Genomic DNA, 17,824 nt, shown 5'->3' with positions numbered 1-17,824 from the left:
GGCTGCGCGAGAGGACAGGTTCGATCGGCCATGGCTCATCAGGCAGGTACGAGGGGACATGTCCCGGAGGACAACCGGGCCGGGGCCGCGGCGGGCGAGCGCGGGGCGGGTGTGCCGGCGACCACCGCGTGGCAGGGGAGCGAGCGCGAGGCGGGCGGGGCCGCGGCGGTCGAGGGCGACCGGGCGTGGATGACCCGGCCCGAGCGCGGGACGGTGCTCGGGATCAAGGCGACGCTGCTGTTCTGCCGGGTGTTCGGCCGCCGCGGGGCGGGGGTGCTGCTGGCGGTGATCACCTTCTACTACGCGCTGTTCGCCGGGGCGGCGCGGCGGGCCTCGCAAGACTACATGCGGCGGATCGGCCAGCCGCACGGTTTTATGGCCAGCTGGCGCCACATCTACACGTTCGCCCGCTGCGCCCTCGACCGCGTGTTCCTGGTCCGCGGCGAGACGTCGCGGTTCCGCATCACGCACACGGGCATCGAGCACCTGCGGGCGCTGCAGCAGCAGGGCAAGGGGGCGCTGCTGCTCGGGGCCCACCTCGGCTCGTTCGAGGCGATGCGGGCCAGCAGCGCCGACAAGCGGCTGCCGATCCACATCCTCGCGTACTGGCAGAACGCGAAGATGATCAACGACTTCTTGCGCACGGTGCAGGCCGACTTCGACGTGCGCGTGATCCCGATCGACCCGCGCGACACCAGCTACATCCTGGCCGCCAAGGAGGCGATCGAGCGCGGAGCTGGTGGCGGTGCTGGGCGACCGGGTCGGGGTCAACGAGAAGACCTGCACGGCCGAGTTCCTGGGCGCTCCGGCGCGCTTCCCGACCGGGCCCTACACCCTGGCGGCGCTGCTAAAGTGCCCGATCTATTTGACTTTCGGGCTTTATCACGGGCAGGGCCGCTACGATCTGTATTGCGAGCCCTTCGCCGAACAATTAGAACTCCCCAGAGGCCGCCGCGAGGCCGCCACCGCCGCCCATGTCCAGCGCTACGCCGAACGCCTCGAGCACTACTGCCGCCTCGCGCCGCTCAACTGGTTCAACTTCTACGAGTTCTGGAGGGCGGAGTGAGTAGCGCGCGCGTCCTCATCGTGGGGCCCGGGGGCATCGGCCTCGACGACGTGGTTCAGCTGGCCGAAGGGACAGCTTTCCCGGCGCTCGACGACGCCCCGGAGTACCGGGCGCTGCTGGGCCGCGGCGCCGACCACCTGGCGCGCCGGCTGGCCGCGGGCGAGGTCGTCTACGGGGTCACGACCGGGTTCGGCGACTCGTGCGAGACGAGCGTGCCGGACGAGCACGTGGCGGCGATGCCGATCAACCTGATGCGCTTCCACGGCTGCGGCACGGGGCGGATCCTCGACGAGGTCGAGGCGGCCGCGGTGGTGGCGGTGCGGCTGGTGGCGCTGGCGCGCGGCTGGTCGGGCGTGCGCGTCGAGGTGCTCGAGCGGCTGTGCGACCTGCTGCGGCACCGCCTGCTGCCGCGGATCCCCGCCGAGGGCTCGGTCGGCGCCAGCGGCGATCTGACGCCGCTGTCGTACGTGGTGGCGGCGCTGGTCGGCGAGCGCGAGGTCTGGTTCAAGGGACAGGTCGCGCCCGCGGCCGAGGCGCTGCGCGAGGCCGGGATCCCGCCGCTCGTGCTGCAGCCCAAGGAGAGCCTGGCGCTGATGAACGGGACCAGCGTCATGGTCGGGCTCGGTTGCCTGGCGGTCGCGCGCGCGCAGCGGCTGGCGCGCCTGTGCGCGGCGCTGACGGCGATGGGCAGCGACGTGCTCGGCGGCAACCCCGCTCACTTCGACGACCGCATCTTCGCCGCCAAGCCGCACCCCGGCCAGAGGGCCGTGGCGGGGTGGATCCGCGAGGATATCGAGTTCCCGCGGCCGGCCGCCCCCGCCCGCATCCAGGACCGCTACTCGATCCGCTGCGCCCCGCACGTGATCGGGGTCCTCGTCGACGCGCTACCCTGGGTCCGGCAGTGGCTGGAGGTCGAGATCGTCGGCGCCAACGACAACCCCCTGGTCGACCCGGAGACCGGCGAGGTGCTGCACGGCGGCAACTTCTACGGCGGCCACGCCTGCTTCGCGCTCGACTCGCTCAAGACGGCGGTGGCCAACCTCGCCGACCTGGTCGACCGTCAGATCGCGCTGGTCTGCAACCCGGACACGAACGCGGGCCTGCCGGCCAACCTGGTCGGGCGCACCGGCCCCGATCGTGCGGCGCACCACGGCTTCAAGGCGATGCAGATCTCGGCCTCGGCGCTGGCGGCCGAGGCGTTGAAGCTGACGATGCCGGCCAGCGTCTTCAGCCGCAGCACCGAATGCCACAACCAGGACAAGGTGAGCATGGGCACGATCGCGGCGCGCGACTGCCTGCGGATCGTCGAGCTGACCGAGACGGTCGCCGCGATCGGGCTGCTCACCATGTGCCAGGCGGTCGACCTGCGCGCGGGGCACAACGTCCACGCGCGGGCGCGCACGCTGCACGCGGCGGTGCGCGGCGTCATCCCGATGGTCGACGCCGACCGCCGTCAGGACCGGGACATCGCGGCGGTGCTGACGCTGCTGCGCGCGGGCGCGTTGCCGATCGGAGCGCTGTCGTGAGCCGCCTGCACGAGGTCTCGGTCGAGTTCGAGGTCCCGTTCCACGACGTCGACATCCTCAACATCGTCTGGCACGGGCATTACTACAAGTACATGGAGTACGGCCGGACCGCGCTGATGCGCTCGCGCGGGCTCGACGTCGAGGACATCCGCCGCGCGGGTTACGCCCTCCTGCTGGTCGACAGCCACTGCCGCTACACCTACCCGCTGCGCTACGCGGACCGCGCCCGCGTCGACGCGTGGTTCGTGGCGGTTGCGCCGCGGCTGGTCGTGGCCTATCGCATCCGCAACCTCAAGGACGACCGCTGCTCGGCTCGCGGGCAGACGATCCTCGTCACCACCGACCAGGAAGGTCGCCTCTTGTCGGAGACGCCCGATGCTCTGCTCCAGCGCCTGGTGTAGCTCGCCATCCTCGCCCGCCCGTAAGGGCATGTCCGCCTGGACAGGTCTTTCGCGCATGTCCTCGCGGCCATGGTCTTTCTGAGCGGTCCGATCGGCCAGGCGAGCGCCGCCGAGCCGCTGCCGATCACCGTGGCCGCGCCGGTGGTCGCCAGCATCACGCTCGACCAGCTGCTCGGGCAGTTCGCCGGGATGAGCGGGCTGCAGGCCAGCTTCCGCGAGGAGAAGCACATGGCGCTGCTGGCCGCGCCGCTCGTCAACGAGGGCACCATCTACTTCGTGCCGAACGGCAAGAAGCCGCGCCTGGCCCGTCACACGGCCAAGCCGGCCCGCTCGGTGGTGGTGATCGACGGCAGCGCGCTCAAGCTGGCCGACGACGCCGGGCGCGAGGAGATCGCGCTCGACAAGAGCCCGGCGGTGCGGCTGTTCGTCGACTCGTTCGTCAAGATCTTCGCCGGCGACCGCGAGGCGCTGACGACCATGTACGCGATGGACCTGCAGGCCGAGGGCCAGCGCTGGACGCTGAAGCTGAAGCCGAAGCTGGCGCCGCTCGACAAGCTGATCGAGCGGGTCGAGATCGCGGGCGACGGGGTGGTGATCGCGACCATGCGCGTGGTCGAGGTCGGCGGCGACGAGGCCGTGACCACGTTCTCGGCCGTCGACGCCAAGCGCAAGTTCTCCGCCGAGGAGCTGGGCTCGCTGTTCAGCCTGCCGCCGAAGCCGGCCGCGGCGCCGCCGGCCGCCCGCTGAGCGCGGCGCGGTCTCGCTGGTCACCTGTTCCATGGAACCTGCCCGATCAGACAGGCCGAGCGCGTGGCGGGCGGGCCTCGGCGCGGCGCTCATGGCCGGGCTGGTGGCGTTCTGCGCGCTGCGCCTGCAGGTGGTCACCGACATCACCGCGTTCATGGCCGACGTCGCCGACCCCAAGCTGGCGGCGCTGTCGCGCGGGATGGCCAGCTCGGAGCTGACGCGCACGCTGGTGCTGTCGGTCTCGGACGAGCGCGGTGAGCCGGACGTGGCGATCGCCGGCGCGCAGGCGCTGGCCGATCGGCTGCAGGGTCGTCCCGAGGTGGCGTGGCTGCGCACCGGGCCGGGCGAACTGCACGCCGAGGCGATCCACAACCTGTACTACCCGCGGCGGTTCTACCTCCTGGCCGACGAGGCAGCTGGCCTTCAGGACAGGTTGTCCGACGACGGCCTGCGCGCGGCGGCCCGCGAGCTGCGGCGCCAGCTCGGCCTGCCGACGTCGGGGGTGATCAAGCAGATCGCGCCGGCCGACCCGCTGCTGGCCTATCCGGCCCAGCTGCGCCGGCTCGAGGCGGCCCAGGGCGGCGGAGTGGCGCTGCGCGACGGGCACTTCGTGGCCGAGGACCAGCACGCGCTGGTGATGCTGGCGACCCGCAGCTCGCCGTTCGACGCCGCCGACCAGGCGCCGCTGCAGGCCGCGATCGAGGCCGCGTTCGCCGAGGTCGACGCCCAGTCGGGCGGGCGCCTGGTGCTCGAGCAGTCGGGCGTGGCTCGCTTCGCTCTGGCGGCCGAGACCAGCATGCGCGAGGACATCGGCCGGATCTCCACGGTCTCGCTGGTCGGCATCGTCGCGCTGTTCCTGCTGATGTTCCGCTCGCCGCGGCTGGTGCTGCTGTCGCTGGCGCCGCTGGTGGCCGGCGTGGCGGCGGCGCTGGCGGCCTGCCTGGCGCTGTTCGGGGCGGTCCACGGGCTGACACTGGCGTTCGGGGCGACGCTCATCGGCGTGTGCATCGACTACTCGGTGCACCTGTTCAACCACCACATGCTCGACCCGCGCGGCGGGCCGCGCCAGAGCGCGCGGCAGATCTGGCCGGGCCTGCTGCTCGGGGCGCTGACGACGGTGGCGGGCTTCGCCGGGCTGGCGTGGACCAGCTTCCCGGGGCTGCGCGAGGTGGCGCTGTTCGCCTCGATCGGGGTGCTGGTGGCGGCCCTGGCCACGCGCTACTGGCTACCTGACCTTTTGCCCATGGCCCCAAAGCCAGGTTGGGTGCAGCGGCGCGCCGCGGCCGGGCTGGCGCGGGTGGTCGCGGGGATGCGACGCCGGCGCTCGGCGGTGGCGGTGCTGCCGGCGGTGGCGCTGGGCCTGTGCGTGGTCGGGCTGCCGCGCATCGAGTGGTCGGACGACGTGCGGCTGCTGACGGCGCTCGACCCGGGGATGCTGGCCGAGGACGAGCGGGTGCGGACGCGGGTGTCGCGGATGGACGCGGGGCGCTTCGTGGTCGCGTTCGGGGCCGACGAGGAGGAGGCGCTGGCCGGCAACGACGCGGCGGCGGTGCGCCTGCGCGGGGCCCAGGCGGCCGGCGAGATCGAGGCGTTCCGCAGCCTGCACGCGCTGGTGTGGTCGGCGGCGCTGCAGAAGGACAACCAGGCGGCGCTGGCCGACCCGAGCCTGCCGGCCCGGCTCGACGCGGCGTTCGTGGCCGAGGGCTTCCGCGCCGGCTCGTTCGCCAAGTTCTTCGCGGACATGTCCCATGGGCCAGACGTGATGCGGCCGGCCGACCTGGCCGCGACGCCGCTGGCCGAGGCGGCGCGGACGTTCCGGGCCGAGCTCGACGGCGGCGAGGTGGCGGTGGTGACGCTGCTGCGCGGGGTCGCCGACGCGACGGCGCTGCAGGCCCGCCTGGCCGACCTGCCGCAGGTGCGCTACTTCGACCAGCAGGGCATGATGCAGGCGGCGTTCGGCCGCTACCGCGCGCGCACGCTCGAGCTGGTGGTGTTCGGCCTGTTCGCGGTGCTGGCGATGGTGTGGGCCCGCTACCGCCGGTTCGGGCTGGCGCTGGCGGCGTTCGCCCCGGCCGTGCTGGCGGCCGCGACGGCGCTGTCGGTGGTGGCGCTCTCGGGGATGACGATCGGGATTCTGCACGTCGTCGCGCTGCTGCTGGTGCTCAGCATGGGCGTCGACTACGGGGTGTTCCTGGCCGAGAGCCGGCGCGACCCGGGCGGCTTCGACGCGACGGTGCTGAGCGTGCTGCTGGCGTGCCTGTCGACGGTGCTGGCGTTCGGGCTGCTGGCGATGTCGCAGAGCCCGGCGCTGCAGGCGATCGGGGTGACCGTCGGGCTCGGGGTGCTGCTCAGCCTGGTGCTGGCCCCCGCCGCCCTGGTGCTGGCCGGCGCGGGCGAGGGGAAGGAGCGCGGATGAACCGGAGAGCATGGTCGATAGGTCCTGTCGTCGCGGCCATGCTCCTCGGGGCATGTGCGAAGGGACAGGAGGCCGAGTCGACGCCGCCGCAGCTGGCGGAGGCCGACTACCCGGGGGCGCTGGCGACGACGCTGACGGGGCCCGACTTCATGGCCCGGCAAAGGTTGCATGGGACGGCCCGCGGGCGCGAGATCGGCGGCGAGGTGGTGCTGCAGAAGCAGGGCGACGCGCTGACGCTGATCGGGCTGACGCCGTTCTCGACCAAGGCGTTCGTGGCCAAGCAGCAGGGCGCGGAGGTGAAGGTCGACGTGTTCGCGCCCGAGGGCAAGCTGCCGTTCCCGCCTCGCTTCATGCTGCTCGACGTCCACCGGGTCCAGTTCCTCGGGCTGCCGGGGGCGCCGCTGGCCGACGGGACCCACCGCGGCGAGGTCGGCGAGGAGAAGGTGACGGAGGTGTGGCAGGGCGGGGCGCTGCTCGAGCGCCGCTTCGAGCGCAAGGACGGCAAGCCGGGCGGGGAGATCGTCGTCACCTACGAGGGCGGCGGGATGAAGGACGGGGCGCTGCCGTCGCGGCTGAAGCTCGTCAACGGGTGGTTCGGCTACGAGATCGCGGTCGAGACGCTGCAGTGGCAGCCGCTGTGAGCGCGTAGAAGAACGGCCATGTCGTGAAGGACATGGCCGAAGAGACATAAGAGTTGCCGGCCGGCGAGCGTCGCCGGGGGAGCGGCGACGGGCGGCGGCCGGCCGGGGCCTCAGCGGCTCTCGAGCTTGAAGCCGGTGAGGCAGCGCTCGCCGCCGTTGCCGGCCTTGTAGGTCGGCGTGACCTCGACCTGCTTCTTGGCGCGCAGGGCCTCGAACAGCAGGTTGACCGCGTTGGCGCTGAGCTCGCGGCCGGGGCACAGCGAGCCGCCCCACTTGTAGTCGCGCTTCTGCCCGGTCTTCTCCTTGATCGAGACCGAGCCGTTGAACATGGCGTGGTTGTCGCTGCTGCTCTCGTAGAGGGTGACTGCTTCGACGTTGCCGACCGTGCCGTTGGAGTCGGCGAAGGCGGCGGCGGGGAGCATCAGCGCCGTCAGGGCGGCGAGCAGGGACAGACGAGGACGTTGCGACATTGTGATTCTCCTGGGGGTCGGCCCGTGGTGGGCACTCGGACTGCGGAGGCCAGGGTCCTATTTGCGTCCCCGACCTGCAACACCAAGTGAGCTCTCGATCTGGGCGAGATCGCGGGCCGAGGGCGCGTCAGCGCCCCCTGCGGGCTGGCGACGACAGGATCGGCCTGGAGACAGAGATGTCTTTCGGGACATGTCGCGCTGGCGCGCCGGGACACGTGACCGCGGGAGCGGAGCGTGTCTCTCGGGACAGGTCGGTCACGTGCAGGGCTCGGGAGGCCGGCCGGGAGGCGAGAGTGTCTCTCGGGACAGGTCGCCCGCGTGCGGCGGACAGCCGACCGCCCGTCGAAAAATGTCTCTCGAGACAGTTCGACGCGCGGCGGACAGCGGCGGGCCCGTCGAAAAAAGTGTCTCTCGGGACAGGTGCGGCCGCGCGCGGGGACGGCCGACCGGCCGTCGAAAAAAGTATCTCTCGGGGCAGGTTCGGCCGCGCGGCGGGCAGCGGACCGGCAAGTCGACAAAAACGTCTCTCGGGACAGGTCGACCACGCGCGGCGGACGGCCGACCAGATTGTCGGCACAAGTGTCTTTCGGGACATGTCGAATGCGACAGTCCCGAGGGGCAGCTCAGCCGCGCGCGCGCAGGGCGGCGCGGATCTTGGCGAGCGTGTCGTCGAGGCGCGAGGCGGGCACGCTGACGCGCGTCGGCATGCCGCCGCCGAGGCCGAGCAGGGCGACGAAATCGAGGCCGCTGGCGAAGCTGGCGGCGATGTTCAGGGTCTGGCCGTCGATGACGACCGCCACGGGGGCGCGCTCCTGGCCGAGCAGCAGCAGCTCGGTCTTGTCGAACGAGCGCGGATTGCCGGGCACGCGCACGAGGGCGACGCCATCCTCGACGACGTAGGCGCGGGCCAGCGCGGCGGCCTCGGCGGCCATGGCGTCGAAGTCGGCGGCGGCGGCGGCGATCGCCTCCTGCTCGGCGCCGCGCGGGCGACCGGCGACCAGCCAGCGGACGATCTTGTTGAGGAGGACGGTGTCCTCGTAGTGGGCCCGCAGCGCCTTGTCGACGAGGGCGCCGATCGGGCCGACCTCGCCGATCCGGGTGTCGACGGCGCGGGCGTCGGCGTCGGCGCCCGGGTAGGGCTCGACGCCGCGGAGCAGCCACTTGGCGGCCGAGTAGAGGCCGTCGAGGTCGAAGTGGGCGACGATGGTGTCGACCGGACCTGTCTCTTCGACCATCTGCGGCGTGACGATCTCGGGGCAGGCGCCGTGCTCGGCCTTGGTGTGGAGCACGAAGCGCCGGTCGCCGCGGAACTGGGCGTGGCGCTCGTGATCGTGGTGGTCGACCCACCGGGCCAGGCGCGCGCCCAGGCCGGCGAGGAACTTGCCCGTGATCTTCTCGAAGCCGCTGCCGATGCCCTCGGCCGCGAAGGCGACGTCGAGCACGACCACGCGGCCGCGCAGGTTCGCGGGCTTGGGCAACCGTCGCGGACTGGCGAACACCAGGTCGATCGCGGCGGCGTCGGCGAGCCTGGACGTGGCGCTCACCCTTCCAGCGCGGCGCGGGCGGATTCGAGCTCGCCGAGCGCGTGCGCGTCGCCGGCCGCGCGCGCGGCCTGAACGCCCTGATCGAGGACCTGCAGGGCGCCGTCGCGGTCGCCGGCCTCGACCAGGGTGTTGCCGGCCATCAAGTAGGCCGGCACGTATTCGGGGATCTTGGCGATGAGCTCGCGGAACTCGACGATCGCCTCGGCGAGCTGCCCGCGGCGCTTCAGCTCCATGGCCAGGCCGTAGCGCGGGAACGCCTCACCTGGCTTTTGGGCCACGAACTGTCGGAGCATCGCCAGGCGATCCACGGCGGGACCTCAGGAAGCGGCCTGCTGCTGGCGCATGCGCGGCTTGTAGGTCTGCTTGTGCTTCTCGATGTACTCGCCGGCGGCCGCGTCCTCGACGCCGAGGGCCTTGAGGACCTCGGGGGTCTGGTCGAACACCGGGGTGTCCTGCAGGTGGCCGACGAGCAGCAGGTAGCTGGCGACGTGGGCCGGCGGGTACTTCTTGAGCAGCTCGGCGACGCCCTCGCGCAGCTTCTCGGGCGGGTTGGTGACGCAGAAATCCTCGTCGGTCTCGCCCATGGTGTGCTTCACGCCGAGGAAGTCGAGGTAGTCGACCAGCATCTGGCGGTGGTGGCGCATGAGCCACTCGAGCAGGAGCGCGAGCGCGAGGTTGTCGTTGCCGCCGGTCAGCTCGGTGTCGAAGCGGCGGCGCCACGCGCGGCGGCGGGCGGCCTGGGTGTACGCGGTCGGGGGGACGTTGACGCTGCAGCCGCCGGCCTTGAGCACCTCGCGGACTTCCTTGCCGGAGAGCTCGTCGTAGTACGCGTCGATGTGGCCTTGGCCCAGGTGTTGACAGATCTCGATCGGCTTCACAGCGCTTCCTTCGGGTGGCCGGCACCCTAACCGCCCTGCCGGTTCCGCGCAACCCGGCCGCGCCGGGAACGCCGTCCGGCAGCAGGCCGGCTTTTGCCGGGCCGCCCGGGGCGCTATGGTTGCCGGACCCTCGCCGATGCGATCCTCCCCCGGCCCGCGCGCCCCGGTGCGCCCTTGACCCGCGCCGTCCTCCTGTGGCTCGCGCTCGGCCTCGCCGCCGCGGCGGCGCTGCATCGCTTCGGCCCCGACGTTCCTGTCCTTGTTCACCCTGCCCGAGTGGCTGGCGGCCCGGCTGTCCGAGGCCGGCGACCGCACTCTGGTGCTGGCGCGGCCGAGCGTGCTGTGGCTCATGCCGGTCGCGCTGCTGCCGTTCCTCGTCGCGGCCGCGCGCCGCTCGCTGGTCGACCTGCCGGCCTGGCAGGTCGCGCTGCAGCTCGGGGCGCGCGTGCTGCTGCTGCTGGCGCTGGCGCTGGCGCTGGCGGCCCCGAGCCTGGAGGCGCCGCGGCGCGGCAAGACAGTGGTGGTGGCGGTCGACGTGTCGGCGAGCGTCGACGACGGCCAGCTGAAGGCGTTCACCGCGGTGGCCCGCGAGGTGGTCCGGCTGGTGAAGGCCGAGACCGGCGACCGCGACGACCGCACGCGGCTGCGCCTGGTGACCTACGCCGGCCGGGCGCAGGCGGTGCCGCTGTCCGAAGAGACAGGTGATATCGATCTGTCCCGAGAGCCAGGTGGCGGGCTGGCCAGCGACCACGCCGGAGCGCTGCGGTTGGCCGAGGCGCTGCTCGACCCGGACACCGAGGGCCGGGTGGTGCTGGTCAGCGACGGGGCCGCCAGCGTGGCCGAGCGCACCGACCTGATCGCGGCGGCCGAGGGGCTGCGGCGCCGCGGGGTCGCGCTGCACACCCGCACCGCCGCGCCGGCGGCCCGCGGCGACGTGCTGGTCGCGGGCGTGCACCTGCCGGGCGAGCTGCGCGTGGGGCAGACGTTCGACGCGGCGATCGACGTGTGGGCCAGCGGGCCGCACACGCTCAAGCTGTACGTCGAGAAGGACGGGGTGCCGAACCCGCTGTCGCCGAGCGTCGACGTGACGCTGCGCGGCGGGCCGCAGCAGATCAAGGTGCCGGTCCGCGCCAACGCGCCGGGGCCGATTGTGATCGCTGCCCGACTCGACGCGGCGGAGCTCGACGCGGCCGACAACCGCAGCCTCGACAACGACCGCGCGGCGACCGTCGGCGAGGTCCGCGGGCGCCCGCGCGTGCTGCTGGTCGGCGAGGGCGATCCGTCGGGGCGCTGGCGCGGGCGCTGCGGGCCGACCACCTGCAAGTCGACGCGGAGGCGGCTTCGGCGATCCCGGCGGCGGCCGAGGGGCTACAACCGTACGACCTGGTGATCCTGTCGGACGTGCCGTCGCGCCACGTGTCGGGGGCGCAGCAGCAGGCGATAGCGAAGTGGGTCCAGGACGGCGGCGGCTTCGTGATGATCGGGGGCGAGAGCGCGTTCGGGGTCGGCGGCTGGGGCGGCAGCGTGCTCGAGGACGTGCTGCCGGTCCGCTTCGAGGGCGAGCGCCAGCGCGAGCAGCCGACGCTGGCGCTGGTGCTGGTGATCGACAAGAGCGGGTCGATGTCGAGCGAGGACCGCCTCGACCTGGTCAAAGAGGCAGCTCGCTCGACGGCCAGCACGCTCGATCCGGGCGACGAGATCGGGGTGATCGCGTTCGACTCGCGGCCGGTGACTCTGGTGCGCCTGCAGCCGGCGGCCAACCGTATCCGCATCGCCGGCGACATTCGTCGGCTCAGCGCGGGCGGCGGGACCAACGCGCTGCCGGCCCTGCGCGAGGCGTACATGCAGCTGGCGGGCAGCAAGGCGCTGGTGAAGCACGTGATCCTGCTGTCCGACGGACAGTCGCCGGAGGCCGGGGTGTCGGCGCTCATCACCGACATGCGCGACGCCGACATCACGGTGTCGGCGGTCGGCGTCGGCGCGGGGGCGGGCAAGGACTTCCTCGCCCGCGTGGCGGAGCGCGGCCGCGGCCGCTATTACTTCAGCCAGGACGGCACCGACGTGCCGCGGATCTTCTCCCGCGAGACCCGCGAGGTGACGCGCAACGCGGTGGTCGAGCGCGACCTGTTCGCGCGCGTGGCCAAGAGCGCCCAGGTGCTGCGCGGGATCGACTTCGACCGCGCGCCCGGGCTCGGCGGGGTGATCCCGCTGAAGACCAAGCCGCTGGCCGAATTGCTGCTGCGCACGCACGTCGGCGACCCGCTGCTGGTCCGCGGCCGCCGCGGGCTCGGGCGCACGGCCGCGTTCGCGTCCGACGCCAAGCCGCGCTGGGCGCATCGCTGGATCGGCTGGGACGGGTTCCCCAAGTTCTGGTCGCAGGTGGCCCGCGACCTGATGCGCCAGGGCGCCGCGTCGCTCGGTGGGGCGTCGCTGCGGATCACGCCCGGCGCCGACGAGGGCAGCTTCCGCGCGGTCGTCGACGTCGACGCGAGCACCGGCTTCGTCAGCGACCTGCGCGGCGAGCTGCAGGTGATCGATCCGTCGCTGCCCGCCGGCGCCGAGGGCCACACGACGACCCTGGCGGCCCAGCTGACGGCGCCGGGCCGCTACGAGGCGACCGTGCTCGGGGTGCGCGCGGGCCAGCGGCTGATCAAGGCGCAGATGTTCGACGACGGCCAGACGCCGCCGCGCCTGGTGGCCGAGGCGACCGGGCAGGCGAGCGTGCCGTACCCGAGCGAGCTGGCGCCCGATCAGCTGGGCGCCGACCCGGCGTGGCTGGCCACGCTGGCGCCGGACGGCTCGCACTCGGGGCCGATCGACGCGGTCGTGACGACCCCGGGGCGCCGCAGGGGACGCGCCAGCGGGCGGTGTGGCCCGAGGTGCTGTGGGCGCTGGCGCTGCCGCTGCTGATCCTCGATCTGCTGCTGCGACGCGTGGCGTTCGGCCGGGCGCGCCGCGGCGAGATCGGGTGAGCGGGCGGGGATGTCTCGTGGGGCATGTCCTGATGGACATGCGGGCTGGGCGCGGCGAGACGGATGCATGGGGGAATGAGGATGCCTCGAAGGGCATGTCTTGAAGGACATGCATTGGCGGGCGGCGGGATGTCTCGATGAGCATGTCTTGAAGGACATGCATGCGCGCGGTGACGGTGACGAGCCGTCTCGATGAGCACGTCTTGCGGGACATGCAGCAGTACGGTGCGGGCGGCGCAGGGCGAGGCGGTGGATGGCTCGTGGGAAGGGAGTCCTTCGCCGCGACCGTGACTCCGCGGCGCTCTGCTCGGCAGGGTCGCCTGTCTCGAAGGACATGCCACGTGGATCCTCGACGACCCTTACATATGTCTGTTTGGGCATGTCCATTAGGACATATATTGTGAGGCGTGACGCGCAGCACGGGCGGCGTTTGCATCGCGGACGGCGCCGCGCATCCCTGGAGAAGGGGTGGCGATGCAGGGGAGCGGCTCACACATTCGACCCGGACGCAGGGCCGCGGCGCTCGTGGCGCTGCTCGGCTGTCACGCGCCCGAGGTCGTGGGGCTCGACGGAATGGTGCCGGACGCGGTGCCGGGGTGCGCGGGCCCGGGCGGGCGCGGGTTCGCGTTCACGGGCGGGCCGCAGGTGTTCGTGGTGCCGGAGTGCGTGACGACGCTGTCGGTCGAGCTGTGGGGCGCGCAGGGCGGGCCGAGTCGCTGCGGGATCGACGAGATCCACGGGCTGCCCGACGTGCAGATGGACGGCGGTCGCGGCGGCTGGCTGCGCGCGGAGCTGCCGGTGCGACCCGGCGAGGTGCTGCTGGTGCTGGTCGGCGGACGCGGCGGGATCGACGGGGCGCCGGGATGGAACGGAGGCGGACGCGGCGGCGTGTGGGCCGGGGGCGGCGGCGGCGGATCGGACATCCGGATCGGCGGCGCCAGCCTGATCGATCGCGCGCTGGTGGTAGGCGGCGGAGGCGGCGGCTCGTGCGGCTTTCCAGACCACGGGGCGGGCGGCGCCGGCGGGGGCTCGTCGGCGACGACGGGATCGTGGGCGAGGACTTCTGGAGCGCGGGTGGCGGCGGCAGGCAACACGCCGGAGGCGCAGGCGGCTCGTCGCCCGGGCAGTCCGGGGTGTTCGGGCTCGGCGGCGGAGCGGCGCGCTATCACGTGGCAGGCGGCGGCGGCGGCTGGTACGGCGGCGGCGGGGCGTTCGGCGCGGGCGGTGGCGGCGGTTCGTCGCACGTGGGCGTCGACGCGGACGAGGTGGAGTTCGAAGCGGGAGCGCGCCGCGGCGACGGTGCGGTGCAGATCTACTGGTGAGCGCGGGCCGCCTGGCGTGACGCGGGGTGATGGTTGCGATCGCTACCGCGTCGAGGCGGGCGCGCGTGCGCCTCGCGGTCGACGGTCGACGACTGCGATCCGTGGCGAGGATCGCCGGCTACGAGCCACGGCTGCTTCGCGGCGGTGGTGATGCGTCATGGAGTTCTTTAGGACATGTCTCGAGAGACATATGATGGGCGATCGCTCGTGACTGGCGACACAGGGGTGTTTGCGTGGATGCCTCGTGCGCCTCATGCCTACAGGTCGCAGGGGAGGCCGCGCAGATGGTTCTCGAGGGTCGGTGGCGTACGGTGTCGGTGATGCTCGCAATCGTGTCCGGCGGCTGCGACGAGATCACGGATACTCGCCACCTGCGACCGGTGCCGAGCACGGTCGCCGGTGCAGGGGTCGAGGCCGACGACGCGCTGGCGCTCGAGTGCGAGGCGGAGGCGCTCGACGTGTGCGAGGCCGAGTGCGTCGACGTCGCGAGCGACGCGCGTCACTGCGGCGGCTGCGGGCGCGTGTGCGCGGGCACGTGCGCGGCGGGCTACTGCGAGGCGCAGTGCGGGCCGGGCCAGCTCCGCTGCGACGGTCGCTGCGTCGACCGCACGCGCGTGACGCCCGACGGGAGCGCGCGCGAGTTCGAATTCACCGGGGCGCCGGAGACGTTCGTGGTGCCCGAGTGCGTGTCGCGGCTCACCGTCGAGCTGTGGGGCGCGCAGGGCGGCGGCTCGCGCTGCTGCGACGGGCTCGAGCAGGCCGACGGAGGGCTCGGCGCCTACGTGCGGGCGGAGCTCGAGGTGGAGCCCGGCGAGGCGCTGCAGATCCGCGTCGGCGGGCGCGGCGGGCTCGAGGGCGCGGCGGGCTTCAATGGTGGTGGCCTGGGCGGCGCGTTCGCGGGCGGCGGGGGGAGCCAGCGACGTGCGCCAGGGCGGCGGGACGCTGGAGGACCGGATCTTCGTCGCGGCCGGCGGCGGGGGCGGGCAGTGCGGCTGCCCGGACCACGGCGCAGGCGGCCCGGGCGGGCTTGCGATCGGCGGGCCCGGGGTGGCGCTGCTGCCCGAGTGGCACGCGGCCGGCGGCGGGACGCAGAGCCACGGCGGGGCCGTGGGCTCGACGCCCGGCGAGGCGGGCGGGTTCGGCGAGGGCGGAGGCGGCGGGGTCTACCACGTGGCGGGCGGCGGAGGCGGCTGGTTCGGGGGCGGCTCGGCCCACGCGGCGGGCGGGGGCGGCGGGTCGTCGCGCCTGGGCGCCGACCCGGACGGCAGCGGGCTGCCGGCGGTGCGCGAGGGCGACGGGCTGGTGCGGATCCGCTGGTGAGCGCGGGCGAGGTCACGTGTCCGTTCGCACATGACCGGAAAGACATCCACTCGACCCGCCGGCCCGGCCTTCCCCCCTCTGCCGCGGCCGGCGGGTTTCTTTGCCGAGGTCGTGGCATCCTCGCCGCGGCCGCGCATGACCGCTCCCGATCGCACCATCGTCGCCGCCGACGGCACCCGCGTGGTCTACCGCAGAGAGGGCGAGGGGCCGGCGCTGCTGCTGTGCAATGGCATCACCACGTCGCGGTTCTTCTGGACCCACCTGGCGCCGCGCTGGGCCAGGCGGTTCACGGTGATCACGTGGGACCTCAAGGGCCACGGGCGCAGCGACCCGGCTCGCACGGCCGCGGGCGTCGAGATCCCGGCGCTGGCGCGCGACGCCCTGGCGATCCTCGACGCCGAGGGGCTGGCGGAGGCGGTGCCGGTCGGCTTCTCGATGGGCTGTCAGGTGGCGCTCGAGATCTATCGCGCCGCGCCGGCGCGGGTGCGCGGGCTGGTGCTGCTGCTCGGGCCGTCGGGGCGGGTGTTCGACACGGCGCTCGGTCCGGTCGGGCCGGCGCTGCACGGGCTCATCGCTCGCCTGCCGGCGCCGGGGTTCCGGGTGGCGTTCCGCGGGGTGCGCTCGATCGTCGGCCTGCCGGGGAGCCGGCGTCTGGGGCAGCTGCTCGGGCTCATCGGCCCCGCGGCCACGCCGGCCGACGTGAAGCTCTACATCGATCACTTCGTGCGCGACCTCGACCCGGCCACGTTGGCGGCGATGGCGCTGGCGGCCCAGAGTCACTGCGCGGGCGACCTGCTGCCGAGGATCGCCGTGCCGACGCTGGTGGTGGCCGGCGACCGCGACGTGTTCGCGCCGGCGCCCCGGGTCGGCCTGCCGCTGCATCGCGCGATCCCGGGCAGCCAGCTGCTTCGTCTGGCCCACGGGACTCACACCAGCCTGTTCGAGCACCACCAGGAGATCGGGGCGGCGGTCGAACGGTTCTGCGAGGGCCTCACGGGGCGCCGCGAGGTCGGGTAAAACGGCGGCATGCGCCGCTTCGCTTCGCTTACTCTCCTCCTCGCCGCCTGCAGCACCGCGGCGGCCACCTCCGGCCCCGACAGCGCCGGCGGCACCGACGGCTCGGGTTCTTCGATCTCGTCGACGACCGGCGAGCCGCCCGGCCCCGGGTCGTCGGCGGCGACGGATACGCCGACGACCGGCGCGGGGACGACGGAGGGTGGCACGCTGGATCCGGACGCGACCACCACGGGCCAGGGCTCCGAGGAGGACTACGACGCGCCCGGGGCGGCGCCGGTCGGCAACGCGACGTTCTCGGTGGTCGCCGGCGAGCGCACGCTGTTGGTGGAGGCGTGGTATCCGGCCGACATCTCGGCGCAGGCGGCCGCCGACGCCGGGCATCCGATCGCCGAGTTCGTGCCGGAAGGCCCGCAGCGCGACATGATGGTGGCGCTGCTGGCCAAGCTGTCGGAGCACGGGCAGGTCGGCGTGCGCGAGCAGACCCGCTCGGCGCGCGACGCCGCGTCGGCGGGCACGGGGCCGTACCCGCTGGTGATGTTCTCGCACTGCCACGGGTGCGTGCGCTTCTCGATGTTCACGATCGCCGAGCACCTGGCCAGCCACGGGTTCGTGGTGGTCGCGCCCGACCACGCCGGCAACACCCTGTTCGATGAGCCGCAGGCGCCGCTCGACGAGGCGTTCCTGCAGGTCCGAGTGGCCGACCAGATGGCGGTGCTCGACGCGGTGCTCGACGCCGGCAACTCGGCGGTCCCCGAGGCCATCCGCGGCGCGATCGATCCGGCCCGGATCGGCGCGATGGGCCACAGCTACGGGGCCGCGACCGCGGGGCGCCTGGCCCAGGAGGACGACCGGATCGTGGCGGCGCTGCCGATCGCGGCGCCGGTCCAGAACCCGATCTTCTCCGGCACCAAGCTGGCGGAGATCGACGAGCCGCAGCTGTTCGTGCTCGCCGCCGAGGACAACAGCATCGGCAAGATCGGCAACCAGCTCATCGAGTCCAACTTCGACGCCGCGGCCACGCCGGCCTACCTGGTGCGGATGAAGGACACCGGCCACTGGGGCCCGACCGACATCTGCGGCCTGGCCGAGCAGTTCGACGCCGGCTGCGGCCCGGGCGCGCGTCAGACCGACGGCAGCGAGTTCGTCTACCTCGAGCCGCTGCAGGCGCGGGCGATCGTCGCGGCCTACGCGGCGGCGTTCTTCGACCACCACCTGCGCGGCAACGCGGCGGCGCTCGAGTTCCTGCAGACGGCGACGCCGCCCGAGGTGGTCGAGGTCGAGGCGCGGCTGTAGCGAGGGGAATGTCTGAAAGGGCATGTCTCGAGAGACATGCCCTCGGAGGCATGGCGCCAGGGACATGGCGCCAGGGACATGCGGTCTCTCGGTGCGACCTGAGCGACGGCTACCCGGGGCCGCTCGAGTTCGAGCGGCCCATGCGGTGAGCGGGGCGACGTGGGCCCGTCGTGCCGCGCGGGAGCGTCGGGCACCCGGCGGGCGCGCGAGT

The 17,824-nt window shown here is 73.4% G+C and carries 15 protein-coding genes; 11 read left to right on the top strand and 4 right to left on the bottom strand.

Annotated features, from left to right (window positions below; all coding sequences use genetic code 11):
* Positions 1-30: 30 nt before the first annotated feature.
* The 5 genes from OV079_RS60605 to OV079_RS15885 all read left to right on the top strand — a co-directional run bounded on the left by OV079_RS60605 (position 31) and on the right by OV079_RS15885 (position 6,797).
* Positions 31-2,592 (top strand): aromatic amino acid lyase, encoded by a 2,562-nt coding sequence (locus OV079_RS60605; protein WP_267769508.1) that lies wholly within the window; start codon positions 31-33, stop codon positions 2,590-2,592.
* The gene (locus OV079_RS15900) at positions 2,589-2,993 is read left to right on the top strand and encodes an acyl-CoA thioesterase (protein WP_267769506.1); all 405 of its coding nucleotides are present in this window, start codon (positions 2,589-2,591) and stop codon (positions 2,991-2,993) included. The genes OV079_RS60605 and OV079_RS15900 overlap by 4 nt, the downstream gene beginning before the upstream one ends.
* Positions 2,994-3,062: 69 nt before the next feature.
* Entirely contained in the window at positions 3,063-3,740 is a 678-nt protein-coding gene (locus tag OV079_RS15895; RefSeq protein WP_267769505.1) for an outer membrane lipoprotein carrier protein LolA, read from the top strand.
* A gap of 31 nt (positions 3,741-3,771) precedes the next feature.
* Positions 3,772-6,156, top strand: coding sequence for an MMPL family transporter (locus OV079_RS15890; protein ID WP_267769503.1), 2,385 nt, complete (start codon positions 3,772-3,774; stop codon positions 6,154-6,156).
* A gap of 38 nt (positions 6,157-6,194) precedes the next feature.
* Positions 6,195-6,797 carry a DUF3261 domain-containing protein gene (locus OV079_RS15885; protein WP_267769502.1) on the top strand — a complete coding sequence of 201 codons (603 nt, stop codon included), beginning with the start codon at positions 6,195-6,197 and terminating at the stop codon, positions 6,795-6,797.
* Between the two features lie 110 nt (positions 6,798-6,907).
* Here OV079_RS15885 and OV079_RS15880 read toward each other — a convergent pair whose 3' ends face one another.
* The 4 genes from OV079_RS15880 to OV079_RS15865 all read right to left on the bottom strand — a co-directional run bounded on the left by OV079_RS15880 (position 6,908) and on the right by OV079_RS15865 (position 9,689).
* Positions 6,908-7,267, bottom strand: coding sequence for a hypothetical protein (locus OV079_RS15880; protein ID WP_267769500.1), 360 nt, complete (start codon positions 7,265-7,267; stop codon positions 6,908-6,910).
* 623 nt (positions 7,268-7,890) lie between these two features.
* Positions 7,891-8,811, bottom strand: a complete 921-nt coding sequence (locus OV079_RS15875) for a hypothetical protein (protein WP_267769498.1) — start codon at positions 8,809-8,811, stop codon at positions 7,891-7,893.
* Entirely contained in the window at positions 8,808-9,104 is a 297-nt protein-coding gene (locus OV079_RS15870) for a tetratricopeptide repeat protein (protein ID WP_267708191.1), read from the bottom strand. The genes OV079_RS15875 and OV079_RS15870 overlap by 4 nt, the downstream gene beginning before the upstream one ends.
* 24 nt (positions 9,105-9,128) lie before the next feature.
* Positions 9,129-9,689 (bottom strand): hypothetical protein, encoded by a 561-nt coding sequence (locus OV079_RS15865; RefSeq protein ID WP_267769496.1) that lies wholly within the window; start codon positions 9,687-9,689, stop codon positions 9,129-9,131.
* 259 nt (positions 9,690-9,948) lie between these two features.
* Between OV079_RS15865 and OV079_RS15860 the strand changes: the two genes are divergently transcribed.
* From OV079_RS15860 to OV079_RS15835, 6 genes are all read left to right on the top strand, one after another.
* Positions 9,949-11,079 carry a vWA domain-containing protein gene (locus OV079_RS15860; RefSeq protein ID WP_267769494.1) on the top strand — a complete coding sequence of 377 codons (1,131 nt, stop codon included), beginning with the start codon at positions 9,949-9,951 and terminating at the stop codon, positions 11,077-11,079.
* The gene (locus OV079_RS15855; protein ID WP_267769493.1) at positions 11,076-12,599 is read left to right on the top strand and encodes a vWA domain-containing protein; all 1,524 of its coding nucleotides are present in this window, start codon (positions 11,076-11,078) and stop codon (positions 12,597-12,599) included. Before OV079_RS15860 ends, OV079_RS15855 begins: the two co-directional genes overlap by 4 nt.
* Positions 12,600-13,186: 587 nt before the next feature.
* Entirely contained in the window at positions 13,187-14,134 is a 948-nt protein-coding gene (locus OV079_RS15850; protein ID WP_267769492.1) for a glycine-rich protein, read from the top strand.
* 719 nt (positions 14,135-14,853) lie between these two features.
* Positions 14,854-15,303, top strand: coding sequence for a glycine-rich protein (locus OV079_RS15845; RefSeq protein ID WP_338088903.1), 450 nt, complete (start codon positions 14,854-14,856; stop codon positions 15,301-15,303).
* A gap of 135 nt (positions 15,304-15,438) precedes the next feature.
* Positions 15,439-16,320 carry an alpha/beta fold hydrolase gene (locus tag OV079_RS15840; RefSeq protein ID WP_267769491.1) on the top strand — a complete coding sequence of 294 codons (882 nt, stop codon included), beginning with the start codon at positions 15,439-15,441 and terminating at the stop codon, positions 16,318-16,320.
* Between the two features lie 9 nt (positions 16,321-16,329).
* Positions 16,330-17,613, top strand: a complete 1,284-nt coding sequence (locus tag OV079_RS15835; RefSeq protein ID WP_267769489.1) for an alpha/beta hydrolase family protein — start codon at positions 16,330-16,332, stop codon at positions 17,611-17,613.
* The last annotated feature ends 211 nt before the right edge of the window (positions 17,614-17,824 follow it).

The organism is Nannocystis pusilla (genome assembly GCF_026626665.1).
Lineage (GTDB): Bacteria > Myxococcota_A > Polyangia > Nannocystales > Nannocystaceae > Nannocystis > Nannocystis pusilla.
The sequence above is the reverse complement of the archived record's forward strand: the minus strand, read 5'-3'. Positions and strand labels throughout refer to the sequence as shown.

Bases quoted from the DNA above. Each gene is read 5' to 3' on its own strand.
- OV079_RS60605 (WP_267769508.1), top strand. From the start codon at position 31: ATGGCTCATCAGGCAGGTACGAGGGGACATGTCCCGGAGGACAACCGG.
- OV079_RS15895 (WP_267769505.1), top strand. From the start codon at position 3,063: ATGGTCTTTCTGAGCGGTCCGATCGGCCAGGCGAGCGCCGCCGAGCCG.
- OV079_RS15890 (WP_267769503.1), top strand. From the start codon at position 3,772: ATGGAACCTGCCCGATCAGACAGGCCGAGCGCGTGGCGGGCGGGCCTC.
- OV079_RS15885 (WP_267769502.1), top strand. From the start codon at position 6,195: ATGCTCCTCGGGGCATGTGCGAAGGGACAGGAGGCCGAGTCGACGCCG.
- OV079_RS15880 (WP_267769500.1), bottom strand. From the start codon at position 7,267: ATGTCGCAACGTCCTCGTCTGTCCCTGCTCGCCGCCCTGACGGCGCTG.
- OV079_RS15870 (WP_267708191.1), bottom strand. From the start codon at position 9,104: ATGCTCCGACAGTTCGTGGCCCAAAAGCCAGGTGAGGCGTTCCCGCGC.
- OV079_RS15845 (WP_338088903.1), top strand. From the start codon at position 14,854: ATGGTGGTGGCCTGGGCGGCGCGTTCGCGGGCGGCGGGGGGAGCCAGC.
- OV079_RS15840 (WP_267769491.1), top strand. From the start codon at position 15,439: ATGACCGCTCCCGATCGCACCATCGTCGCCGCCGACGGCACCCGCGTG.
- OV079_RS15835 (WP_267769489.1), top strand. From the start codon at position 16,330: ATGCGCCGCTTCGCTTCGCTTACTCTCCTCCTCGCCGCCTGCAGCACC.